At 71.6% G+C, this 12,702-nt stretch carries 6 protein-coding genes; 2 read left to right on the top strand and 4 right to left on the bottom strand.

Annotated elements, in window-relative coordinates:
• Positions 1–74 precede the first annotated feature (74 nt).
• From AC069T_RS31660 to AC069T_RS31645, 4 genes are all read right to left on the bottom strand, one after another.
• Positions 75–1,031, bottom strand: coding sequence for a hypothetical protein (locus AC069T_RS31660; protein ID WP_478786008.1), 957 nt, complete (start codon positions 1,029–1,031; stop codon positions 75–77).
• Entirely contained in the window at positions 1,028–1,369 is a 342-nt protein-coding gene (locus AC069T_RS31655; protein WP_478786007.1) for a PadR family transcriptional regulator, read from the bottom strand. Before AC069T_RS31655 ends, AC069T_RS31660 begins: the two co-directional genes overlap by 4 nt.
• Positions 1,370–1,677: 308 nt before the next feature.
• Positions 1,678–2,076 (bottom strand): thiol-disulfide oxidoreductase DCC family protein, encoded by a 399-nt coding sequence (locus tag AC069T_RS31650; protein ID WP_478786006.1) that lies wholly within the window; start codon positions 2,074–2,076, stop codon positions 1,678–1,680.
• Positions 2,077–2,507: 431 nt separating this feature from the next.
• The gene (locus AC069T_RS31645; protein ID WP_478786005.1) at positions 2,508–3,050 is read right to left on the bottom strand and encodes a GNAT family N-acetyltransferase; all 543 of its coding nucleotides are present in this window, start codon (positions 3,048–3,050) and stop codon (positions 2,508–2,510) included.
• Positions 3,051–3,382: 332 nt separating this feature from the next.
• On the opposite strand from AC069T_RS31645, the gene AC069T_RS31640 reads away from it, so the two are divergent.
• Together AC069T_RS31640 and AC069T_RS31635 are read left to right on the top strand one after the other, a co-directional pair.
• Complete coding sequence (locus AC069T_RS31640) at positions 3,383–3,595, top strand: MbtH family NRPS accessory protein (protein ID WP_478786042.1); 213 nt, start codon at positions 3,383–3,385, stop codon at positions 3,593–3,595.
• A 266-nt stretch (positions 3,596–3,861) separates the two neighbouring features.
• Positions 3,862–12,699, top strand: coding sequence for a non-ribosomal peptide synthetase (locus AC069T_RS31635; protein ID WP_478786004.1), 8,838 nt, complete (start codon positions 3,862–3,864; stop codon positions 12,697–12,699).
• Positions 12,700–12,702 lie beyond the last annotated feature (3 nt).

The raw sequence follows: 12,702 nt of genomic DNA, 5'->3' as shown, positions 1-12,702 counted from the left end.
GGAGTTCGATCACGCACGTGTTGCGGCACGACGTGGGCCTTCCGGGCTCGGCCGGCCCACCGGGTGGTCCGCTCCTATTCGGCGAGTGCCTGCCCCTGTCGGCGCTGGGCGGCGATCGCCAGGGCGGGGAGGGGTGCGATCAGCATGATGAGGACGACCAGGTCCGGAAAGGACTGCATGAACGCGTCCGGCCGGACGACGATCGCCTGCGTGCGGACGATCGCGAACGCCGCGACGGGGATCAGCCACCGGTGGTCGCCGGTGGCGGCCGTCGCCACCCACGCGGCAATCAGCGCGGCGACTTCGAGGACGAACAAACCGCGCTGGAAAGCCGGACTGACGGAGATGATGTGCAGGCCCCCGGCCACGAACATGGCGAGCGTGACGGGGGCCAGCCAGCCGTACGAGCGGCGTCGCAGACGGCTGGGACGGCAGAGCGCCAGTACGGCGCACGCGGCGCACAGTGCCCCGGACAGCACCAGGTCACGGGCCGTTATCGGGGCGCCGAGACCGTAGTAGCCCAGGCCCGCCTTGCCCTCGTCGCCGAAGAGGGTGCGGCCGTGGGACGTGGCGCCGGCCCACATCATGGCTGCCGCGGCCGGCAGCGCGATCCACGGTCTGCCGCGCAGCAGGGCGATCAGGCAGCCCAGCGGGAGCAGCCCGTAGGGCAGCAGCCGTATCCGCGTGGGACCTTCGGCCCACGGGTACCAGCCGGAGAAGCGGAAGGCGATGGCATGCTGTCCGGGGTCGATGTGCAGTGCCCAGTGCCACACATCCTGCAAGTACGGAACCAGCGCCAGCGCGGCGAGGGCCAGGGCGGCCAGATGGATGCCGTCCAGCCACCACGGCCGGGCCGTGTCGTCGACGACGGCACGGGCGCGGGCCTGCACCCCGGCGCGCACCAGGGCGGCGACTTCCCGCGGCGGGGGCCAGGAGCGGCCGGGATACGCCTCGGACAGGCAGGCCAGCACCTCCTCTCCCTGCCGGGAACGGTAGGGCTCGGGATAGGCCGCAAGCAGCAGACGATTCATGCCGGGGCCGCTCCGGCGTCCCGCGAGTGTCCGATGACGACGGCCGCCGCCTGCTGCATCCGCAGCGCCTCCCGGCCGAGCGCCTCGGTGCCGTCCTCGGTGAGCCGGTAGTAGCGCCGCGCCCGCCCGTCCACGATCTCCTCATGGCCGGCGGCCACCAGCCCGGCCCGCTCCATCCGCTCCAGCGCGCCGTAGAGAGTGCCGACAGCGATCCGGAGCCGCCCGCGGGTGGCCTGCTCGGCAGCCTTGATGATGCCGTAACCGTGCAACGGACCATCCATGAGTGCAGCGAGGATGAAGTACTGCGGTTCCGTCAAGGGCGGATTCTGTCTGGTCATGCTTCGAGTATATATCGAGCTACGAAATATATCTGCCTGTGTGATCACCGGCGGCACTTCCACGCCTTCGGCGAGCGTCACCTCGTCCTGGCCGGCGGGCGCGACGGCGATCTCCTCGACGCACCCGTGAGGCGTTGGCGGATGCTCACCGCGACCTGGTCCGGGCCGAGCGGAATGTCATCGCGATCGTGCTCGACAACTCGAGCAGGGCAGCATGATCCGTCGCTAGATCATCTGGTGAAACAAGCACGCCGCCGACGAACGCCTCCGCGAGGTCGTGAACAGGGCGAACGTCGCCTGATGCGGCACTAGCTGTTCTGCCTCGGGCGGTTCTGCCCCGCGGGCAGCGCGCAGGCCGGTGTTCCCCCGGGCAGGCGTCCGCGATGGTTCGCCACGAGGCGGTAGGCGCCGTGAGCGACCCAGCGCGCCGGGGGAAGCGTCAGCACGGCCCCGGCGACAGCCCAGACCCCGCCCGCACTCATCAGCAGTTTCGCCACGGCCCGCACACCCCCGTACACCTCGCCCGCCGGGGTCACCCACAGAGCCTCGTACTGCGCCCGGCGCCGGTCGGTGCCGAGTGCGGCAAGATCCGCACGCTGCCATGGGACGACCGCGCAGCGCGGCCGCACCAGGTGCTGGAGACGGTCCACGGCGGTCGTACAGAAGCCGCAGTCCCCGTCGAAGACAAGCACAGGTCGGGTACGCACAACCTCCATGGTGCCGCACGCGGCCCCGGCACTGTCTCCTGCGCCGCACCGAGCGCCGCCGGCCTTGTCGCGGCGTTCCCGGGCCGGGCCGGCCTGGTGGGGGAAGGCGCCGTGGAGTGCGTGGGTGGCGGTGGAGGACCTTGTGGTGTGCGGGCCGGACGGGTGGCTGGGATCCGGCCCGCACGTGAGGGCGGGTCGTCAGCGGGCCTTCAGCGCGGAGATGCCCCAGCCCAGGTATTCGCGAGCCCGAGCAGGTCGGGGAGGGACTGGAGCGTCCACCGGTCTTCAACTGCCGTACCGCCGAACCCAGTTCCCTCCCCGGGCAGGTGCCCGCTGTGCGCCGTCGATCGCCTCAGGAGGCAGCGGGCCGTGGGCCGCCGGGACCGCCGAACTCGCGGTCCGCCACGAGGCCGCCGTCCTCGTGGCCGCCGTCACCGAGTGGTGGTGGCGTACTGGTCCGACGACAACGCGAACACCCGTACTCGCCGACCGGAGGCGGGAGCGACGGTCTCACGGACCGGCTGCATCCCCAGCTTGACCATGATCCGTTCAGAGGCGTCGTTGCCCACCTGGGCGATGCTGACGATCCGCTCCAGCCCTCGCTCCTCGAACCCGAACCGTACAGCTGCCACAGCGGCCTCGGTGGCCAGGCCCCGTCCCCAGTGGGAACGTCCCAGCCGCCAGCCGACCTCGACCGCCGGCAGTACCTCCGGCAGGAAGTCGGGCACCGAGAGGCCGGTGAACCCGGCCAGTTCGCCGGTGGACCGGAGCTCCGCGGCGAACAGGCCGAAGCCCCGTGACTCCCACTCGCTCTCCCATGCCCGGATCGCGTCGCGGGTCTGCTGTTCGTCACGGATGCTGCCGTCACGGATCCACCGCATGACCTCGGGGTCGGCGTTGACGGCGGCCATGGGCGCGACGTCTTCCTCGCGCCAGCGACGCAGGATCAGACGGGGAGTCTCAAGCGTGACCACCGAAGCATTCTGGATCACCGCTCGGCTCTTCGCCAGCCACTCCCGGCCACGGAGTCGCATCCTGGCACAGCGACGGCGCCGGGTACAGAGGATCCCGGCGGGTGTGGACCGCGGCGGCCCCCGGGGCGTCGGCCGGCCCGCCGTCCTTGTCGCGTTGATGGCCGGGTCCCTACGGTGACGACCAATGCCGGGCAGCCCCGATGCCGGGTGTCCTGTCGACCGGACAACGCCGTACGGCGGGCCCGCGACCGGCAGGTGCCTTCTCCCACCCAGCGGTGAAGTGCGCGGATCCCGAGTCGGCTCGTGACGGTTAAGGACGGTGCCCGTTGAGTGTGAACCGCTTCGATGACGAGAACGGCCGCTTCCTCGTCGTGGCCGGCGACGAGGCGCGAACATCTCCGTGGCCGGTTCTCGCCGAGGTGCCGGCAGCCTGGCGGGTGGCGGCCTTCGGCGAGGCGGCCGACGCCGAGTGCCCGCAGTACGCCGAGCAGAACCGGCCCCACCTGCGCCCCAGGAGCCCGGAGGGGGTCATGGCGGCCAACTGAACACCGGCCCCCGCCACGCCGGAAGGTCGTGGAAGCCCCCTCGGCCGCCGCTGTGATCGCCCACGTACGCCGGGCGCGTGGGTCGGCCCCTGGAGGCCGGCTCGGCTGCCTGCCGAACGGCTCGAACACCGGATGTGCCGGCACTCGCACCGCGGGGGGAGTGCCGGCGACGTGGGAACCAGTGGACGCCGCCCGCGGGAGCAGCTCGAAGACCGGCCCTCGCAACGCCCGCAGCCGCGACAGATGACCGTACAGGAGAACCGTCGATGATCCCGTTGTCCTTCGCCCAGAGCCGGATGTGGTTCCTTCACAAGCTGGAAGGCCCGTCCGCGACCTACAACGTCCCGTTCGTGCTGCGCCTGGAGGGGACGCTGGACACGACGGCCCTGGCCGCGGCGGTCACGGATGTCGCGACGAGGCACGAGAGCCTGCGCACCCTGGTCGTCGAGAATTCCGACGGCACGGGGGAGCAGCGCATCGTGCCCGTGCGGGAGGCGGTGCTGCCCTTCCGGGTGGTCCGGGTGGCCGCGGACGCGGTGGACGCCGCGGTGCGCGAGACCGTGCGCGAGACGTTCGACGTGGTGACCGAGCTTCCCCTGCGCACGACCGTCTTCCAGGTCGCCGCGCACGAGTACGTCCTGGTGTTCGTCTTCCACCACATCGCCGCGGACGGGGCGTCGATGGGGCCGTTCCTGCGGGACCTGATGTCGGCGTACGCGGCGCGCCACCGGGGCGATGCGCCGCAGTGGGAGCCGCTCGCGGTGCAGTACAAGGACTACACGCTGTGGCAGCAGCAGTTCCTGGGGGACGACGACGATCCCGAGAGCGTCACCGCGGCGCAACTCGCCTACTGGAAGCAGGAACTGGCCGAGATTCCGCAGCCGTTGCAGCTGCCGCTGGACCGCCCGCGGCCGACCTCGGCCAGCTACCGCGGCGGTGAGGTCCCCTTCGTGCTGGCCCCCGAGCTGCTGTCCCGGATGCAGAAGCTGGCCGGCAACCACGGCGCCACGGCTCCGATGGTGGCCCAGGCCGCGCTGGCGGTGCTGCTGAACAAGCTGGGCGCGGGGGAGGACGTGCCGATCGGCAACCCGATCGAGGGGCGCCCCGATGAGCAACTCGACGACCTCATCGGCTTCTTCGTCAACACCTGGGTGCTGCGCGCCGATCTGACGAAGAACCCCATGTTCGTTGACCTGCTGGCGCAGGTGCGGGACAAGGCCCTCGCCGCGTACGACAACCAGGACATACCGTTCGAGCGGCTGGTGGAGCAGCTCAACCCGGAACGCTCCACCGCGTACCAACCGTTGTTCCAGACGGTGTTGGGCTGGCAGTTCGTGTGGCCGGAGATCAAGATGCCGGGTCTGCGGGTCACCCCCGTCGCGGCGGTCACCGGCACCGCCAAGTTCGACCTGTTCTTCAACATCGTCCCGCAGGCGTCCGGGGGCGCGCACGGCCTGCTCGAGTACGCGGCGGACCTGTTCGACCACACCACCGCCGCCACCTTCGTCGACCGGTTCGTGCGCATCCTGGAGCAGGTCGTCGAGGACCCGTCGGTGCCGGTCGGCGCCGTCGAGGTGCTGGCGCCGGACGAGCGGGACCGATTGGTGCGCCAGCTCAACGACACCGCTCACCCGGTGGCCGCGCAGACGCTGCCGGACGCCTTCGAGGCGCAGGTGAGGCGTGACCCCGACCGGCTCGCGCTGATCGGGGAGCAGGAGAGGCTGACGTACGGGGAGTTCAACCGGCGCGCCAACCAGCTGGCCCACCATCTCATCGAACAGGGTGCGGGCCCCGAGCAGTTGATCGCGGTGCGGATCCCTCGCTCGGTGGATCTTCTGGTGGCGGTCTACGCGGCACTCAAGACGGGCGCGGCCTATCTGCCGGTCGGCACCGAGCTGCCCGAGGACCGGGTGCGCCACCTGCTGGACGACGCGAAGCCGCTGCTGGTGCTCGACGAGGCGCTCCCGGACGTGTCCGGACACCCGGAGAGCGACCCGCAACGGTCACTGTCGCCGGACAACGCCGCCTACGTCATCTACACCTCCGGCTCCACCGGTGCCCCCAAGGGCGTGCAGGTGGCCCACCGGTCGGTCATGAACATGCTGGCGTGGCGGCGGGCGTACTTCGGCATCGGTACCGCGGACCGGGTCCTGGTGAGCTCGTCGGCGAGCTTCGACGCATCGGTGCCTGAGTCGTTCACGCCGCTGCAGGCCGGCGCGGCCGTGGTGATCGCCCGCCCGGACGGGCAGCGGGATCCGGCGTACCTGGCCGAACTGATCCGGCGGGAGGGAGTGACCGGAGCCTTCTTCGTCCCCTCCCTGCTGGAGGTGTTCGTGGCCGAACCCGCGGCGGCACGGTGCTCCAGCCTGCGCTGGGTGGAGGCGGGAGGCGAGGCGTTCCCGGCCGAGTTGGCCAACAAGGTCACCGGCCTGCTGCCGAACTGTTCCGCGCACAACCTCTACGGGCCCACCGAGGCGTCGGTCGAGGTCACCGCCCAGCAGCACGTGCCGGGCGCGGACCGGCTGCCGATCGGCACGCCGGTGTGGAACACCCGGCTCTACGTGCTGGATGCCGCGCTGCGTCCGGTCGCTCCCGGCGTCGCGGGCGAGCTGTACCTCGCGGGCACCGGCCTGGCCCGCGGCTACCTCGGCCGGCGGGGGCTGACCGCGAACCGGTTCGTCGCCTGCCCCTTCGGGGAGCCGGGAAGCCGGATGTACCGCACCGGAGACCTGGTGCGGTGGAACAGGGACGGCCAGGTCGAATACCTCGGCCGGACCGACTTCCAGGTCAAGATCCGCGGCTTCCGCATCGAGCTGGGTGAGATCGAGCACGCGCTGACGACGCACCCCGGTGTGGCGCAGGCGGCAGTCGTGGTGCGTGAGAACCAGCACGGCGGCAACCAGCTCGTGGGGTACGTGGTGCCCAAACCGTATGCCGCGGCAGCCGACGCCGACGCCCAGGTGGACGAATGGCGCGAGATCTACGACGACAACTACGCCGAGTTCGACGACGGGCTGGGCGACGACTTCCGCGGCTGGAACTCCAGCTACACCGGCGAGCCCATCGAACGCGCGCAGATGCTGGAGTGGCAGGACGCGGCCGTGGCCCAGGTACTGCAGTTCGCGCCGAGGCGGGTGCTGGAGATCGGCATAGGCTCCGGCCTGCTCCTCGGGAAGATCATCGGTGCGGTCGAGGAGTACTGGGGCACCGACATCTCGGCCCCCGTGGTCGACCGGGTCCGGGCCCAGGCCGAACAGGCCGGCTACGGCGACCGGGTCCATCTGAGTGCCCAGCCCGCCCACGACATGTCCGGGCTGCCCCAGGGTGGTTTCGACACCGTCTTCCTCAACTCGGTGGTCCAGTACTTTCCGAGCGCCGAATACCTGGAACAGGTACTGCGCCAGGCCATGGACCTCCTCGCACCGGGCGGCCGGATCATCGTCGGTGACGTCCGCAACGCCGCCACCTGCCGCCTCTTCCAGACCGCGGTGCAGCACGCGGCGCACCCCCACGCCTCGCACGAGGAACTCCGGACACTGGTGGAGAAGGCACTGCTCGCCGAGCAGGAACTGGTGATCGCCCCGGAGTGGTTCACCGAGCGGGCCACCGCCGACTCCGTCGCCGTCGACATCCGGCTGAAGCCCGGACAGGCACAGAACGAACTGACCCGGCACCGCTACGAGGTGATCCTGCACAAGCAGCCGGCCGACGTGCTCGACCTGACCGGTGCGCCGTCCGTGTCGTGGGGCCGAGAGGTGTTCGACCTGGCCGACCTCGACTCCGCGGACGGGGCGGGCGGCCCGGTGCGGGTGACCGGGATACCCAACGCACGCCTGACCGAGGAGGCCGCCCTGACCGTCGGGACGGGTCTCCTCGACCCGGCGCCCCTGCCCGGCAGGCCGGTCGATCCGCAGGAACTGCTCACCTGGGCACGCGAGCACGGCCGGGACGCGATTCTCACCTGGTCGGGCCAGGACCCGCGCTACTTCGACGCCGTGCTGCTGCCCGAGCAGGCCGGGCGACGGAGCGTGTCGGGCTCGTTCGTCGCCGGCGGTGCCGGCGGGCGCATCCGGACGAACGCCCCCGCCCTGGCCAGATCGCTCGGCCCGCTGCTCGTCGAGCTGCCCGGGTACCTGCGCGGACGGCTGCCCGACTACATGGTCCCCAACGCACTGGTGCCGCTCTCGGAGCTGCCGCTGACGTCGAGCGGGAAACTGAACCACCGGGTGCTGCCCGCGCCGGACGACGCGCGGACATCGACCGGCCGGGCACCGCGCAACCAGGTCGAGGAGACCCTCAGCGCACTGTTCGCCGAGGTGCTCGGCGTGGACAGCGTCGGCGTCGACAACGACTTCTTCGCCAGCGGCGGGGACAGCATCCGCTCCATCCAGATCGTCGCGCGGGCCAGGGCACGCGGCATAGAGATCAGCACACGGGAGATCTTCGAGCACTCCACCGTCGCCCAGCTCGCGGAACTCGTCGCAGGACGCGAGGCGGAACGCGTCACCCTGGCGGAGCTGCCGGGCGGTGGCACGGGATGGGCCCCGCTGATGCCCACGGCCAAGCACGTCCTCGCGCTCGGCGGCGGCCTCGGCCGGTTCTGCATGTCCGGCATGCTGACCCTGCCCCACGGCATCGACCGGGCCCAACTGCTGGCCACCCTTCAGGCCGTCCTGGACCGGCACGATGTGCTGCGCGCCCGGCTGGTGCGGCTGGAGCCCGGCCTGCGGATCGAACCCGCCGACACCGTGCGCGCAGGCGCGCTGCTGCGCGAAGTCCCCTACGACGACGCCGACGTGCACGCCGAACTCGATGCGGCCGCGAACCGGCTGGACCCGGACGCCGGCGTGATGGCGCAGTTCGTGTGGTTCACCTCCGCCACCGGCGCCGGCCGGCTGCTGATCGTGCTGCACCACCTGGCCGTGGACGGGGTGTCCTGGCGGATCCTGGTGCCCGACCTGGTCGCGGCCTGGCAGCAGGTCCGCAACGGCGGCACCCCGGAACCCGTAGAGACGGGAACCTCCCTGCGCCGGTGGGCGCATGCCCTGGCCGACGAGGCAGTCAGTGAGCGGCGGACGGCGGAACTGCCCCTGTGGCAGCGGATCCTGCGCCAGGACGAGCCGGTGCTCGGAGCGCGGGAGCTGGACCCGGCACGGGATGTCGCCGCCACCGTGGACACGGTGCGCATCCAGCTGCCGGCCGACGTCACCAAGGCCGTGCTGGACACGGTGCCCGCCGTGTTCAGCGGAGGTGTCGACGACGGGCTGCTGGCCGCGCTGGCCCTGGCGCTGGCCCGCTGGCGCCAGGACCGGGGCGTGCCCGCCTCCTCGGCGCTGGTCCGGCTGGAGGGACACGGCCGGGAGGAGCAGGTGGCGCCCGGCGCGGATCTCTCGCGAACCATCGGATGGTTCACCGCGATGTATCCGGTGCGCCTGGACCTGACCGGCATCGACGTGGCGGACGCGTTCGCCGGTGGCCCCGCCGCCGGCCGGGCCGTCAAGGCCGTCAAGGAGCAGCTGCGGGCGGTCCCGGACCACGGCATCGGCTTCGGCCTGCTGCGCCACCTGAACCCGCGGACCGCCGCCGCACTGACCGCGGACCGGGAACCCCAGATCGGGTTCAACTACCTCGGCCGGACGTCCGGCGCGGACATCCCCGAGGAACTGCGCGGCCTGGGCTGGGCCCCCGACACCACACAGCAGGACCTGATCGCCGCACCGGACGCGGACATGCCGGTGCTGTCGGCGCTGGAGATCAACGCGGTCGCCACCGGCACCCCGCGCGGAGAGGAGCTGACCGCCTACTTCGGCTTCCCCACCGGAGTGCTCTCCCGCGACGAAGTCACCGAGCTGGCCGGCCTGTGGACCCGGGCGCTGACCGCGCTGGCCCGGCACGCCGCGACACCCGACGCCGGCGGCATGACGCCGACGGACGCACCCCTGGTCGACGTGAGCCAACAGGAGATCGACGCCTGGGAGGACCGGTTCGGCCACCTCGCCGAGGTGTGGCCGGTTACCCCGGCGCAGTCCGGGATCCTGTTCCACTCGATGCTGGCCGGCCCCTCGTTCGACGCCTATCACGTACAGCTGGTGTTCCATCTCGCCGGCGAGGTGGACCCCGAGCGGATGCGCCGGGCCGGACAGGCACTGCTGGGGCGCTACGCCAACCTCCGAGCGGCGTTCGTCAACCAGGCCGGGGGCGGTTTCGTACAGGTGGTACCCGCGGACGGAGTTGTCCTGCCGTGGCGCCACCTCGACCTGAGCGGACACGGTGAGGCGGAACGGTCCGCGGCGCTCGAGCGGTTCCTCACAGAGGACCGGGCCGCCCACTTCGACCTGGACACCCCGCCGCTGATGCGGCTGGCCCTCGTGGTCCTGGAACCCGGCCGGTCCGAACTCGTGATGACCGTCCATCATGCCCTGTACGACGGCTGGTCCACGCCCCTGCTGCTGCAGGACCTGCTGCTGTTCTACGCATCCCACGGCGACGGGGCCGGCCTGCCCGCCACCCGCAGTTTCGGCGAGTTCCTGGCCTGGCGCGCACGGCAGGACCAGGACGAGGCCGCACGCGCCTGGGCGGCCGAACTCGACGGCGTCGAGGAGGCGACCCTGCTCGCGCCGGGAGCCGCGGCCGACGACGGCCTCGACCAGATCGAGTTCGCCCTCCCGCAGGAGGTGTCCGGTGAACTCAACCGGCGGGCCTCCGAATGGGGCATCACCGTCAACACCCTGGTCCAGGGCGCCTGGGCGCTGCTGCTCGGCCAGCTCACCGGCCGCCAGGACGTGGTCTTCGGCGCCACCGTGTCGGGGCGCCCGGCCGCGGTGGCGGGCGTCGAGTCGATGGTCGGGATGTTCATCAACACCCTGCCCGTGCGGGTGCGGTACGCGCCCGGCGACACCTTCGTCGAGGTCCTCACCCGCCTCCAGAGCAGGCAGGCCGGCCTTCTGGAGCACCACCACTACGGCCTCACGGAGATCCAGCAGTCCGTCGGCCTGCCGTCCCTCTTCGACACGCTGGTCGTCTTCGAGTCCTACCCGGTCGACCAGGAGGGCATCGGCGCCGCGACCGAAGCCGCCGGCGGAATCGCCATCACCGGCCTGTGCCCGAACAACGGCACCCACTACCCCCTGGCTCTGATGGCGGCGGTCGAGTCGCACCTGCAGTTCCTTCTGCAGTACACGCCCGGTGCCTTCGACCGGGACACCGTGCAGGCGTACGCGGCCCGCTTCGTGCGCATCCTGGAACGCCTGGCGGCCACCCCCGAACTGACGGTCGCTCAGCTGGAAAGCGCGGAGTCGGCCGAGTCCGCCGGCCTCCTCGACGCGTTCAACGACACGGCCGTCCCGACTCCCGACGTCACCATCACCGCTCTCGTCGAGGCACAGGCGGCCCGGACACCGGACGAGGTCGCCGTCATCGCCGACGGGGAGTCGCTCACGTACCGCGAGGTGAACGCCCGGGCCGACCGCCTGGCGCACGAACTGGCCGGCCTCGGCGTGCGCCGGGAGACGCTGGTGGCGGTGTCGCTGCCGCGGTCGGCGGACCTGGTGGTCGCCCTGCTCGCCGTCCTGAAGGCCGGCGGCGCCTATCTGCCGGTCGACCCCAACTACCCGAGCCACCGCATCGCGGCCATCCTCGACCAGGCGCGGCCGCACCTGGTCCTGACCCACTCCACGACCGTCGCGGCACTGCCCGAACACGGCGCCCGCCGTGTCCTCCTCGACACGCTCGACCTGTCCGGAACCGCCACCGGCCCCGAACTGGACGTACACGCGCAGCAGTTGGCATACGTGATGTACACCTCCGGCTCCACGGGCACTCCCAAGGGCGTCGCCATCACCCACGCGAACGTGGTCAACGGCGTACTGCAACTCGCCCCCCGCGTCGGCATGGAACCGGGCAAACGGCTCCTGGCGGGCACTTCCGTCAACTTCGACGTCTCGGTGTTCGAGATCTTCACGACCCTCGCCACCGGCGGCATCGTCGAACTGGTCCGGGACGTCCTGGTCCTCGGTGAACGGAAGAGCTGGAGCGGCGGCATCATCTCCACCGTCCCGTCCGCCTTCGCCGAACTCGTCGACGGCATCCGCGGCGGCACCAGCGTGGAGACGGTCGTCTTCGCGGGCGAGGCCCTGCCCCCCTCGCTCGTCAAGACGGTGCGGAACGCGTTCCCCGGGGTACGGATCGTCAACGCCTACGGGCAGAGCGAGTCGTTCTACGCCACCGCCTTCACCGTTGACGGCGACACCGGCGACTGGACGGGCAGCGCGCCCATCGGCACCCCGCTCGGCAACATGCGGGCCTACGTCCTCAGTCCCGGTCTCAACCCGGTGCCGCCGGGCCAGGTCGGTGAGCTGTACGTCGCCGGGGCCGTGGGCCGCGGCTACCACGGCCGCGCCGACCTGACCGCCGAGCGATTCGTCGCCGACCCGTTCGGCCCGGCCGGCGCACGCATGTACCGCACCGGCGACCTGGCCCGCCTGAGCGAGGGCCGACTGGCCTACGTGGGCCGCGGGGACGCGCAGGTCAAGGTGCGCGGCTTCCGTGTCGAGCCCGGCGAGGTCGAGGCCGCACTCGCCGCGCACCCCGAGATCACCCAGGCCGTCGTCGTCGCCCGGCAGGCAGCGGGCAACAGCACGCAGCTCGTCGCGTACGTGGTGACGTCCGGAGAGACCGAATCCGAGAAGCTCCGCCGGTTCGTCGCCGAGCGGCTGCCCGAGTTCATGGTGCCGTCCCACTTCATGGTGCTGGACCGCCTGCCGCTGATGCCCAACGGCAAGCTGGACCGGGCCGCGCTGCCCGAGCCCGAGTTCACGGGCACCGCCTACCGTGCCCCGCGCACCGAGCGCGAGAAGGCCCTGACCGAGCTGTTCGCCGAGGTGCTCGAGGTGCCGCGCGTCGGTCTCGACGACGACTTCTTCCAGCTCGGCGGGCACTCCCTGCTCGCCACCCGGCTCATCAGCCGCGCCCGGGCCGAGCTGGGGATCGAGATACCGATCGGAAAGGTCTTCGACCTGCCGACGGTGGCCGAGCTCGCACCCTGGTCGGAGGCACCGGCCGCTCCCCGTCGCCCCAGCCTGCGCCAGATGTTCGTAAAGGAGTGAAGC

Source organism: Streptomyces sp. NPDC043867 (assembly GCF_056435845.1).
This window is presented reverse-complemented; position numbering and strand designations above follow the sequence as displayed.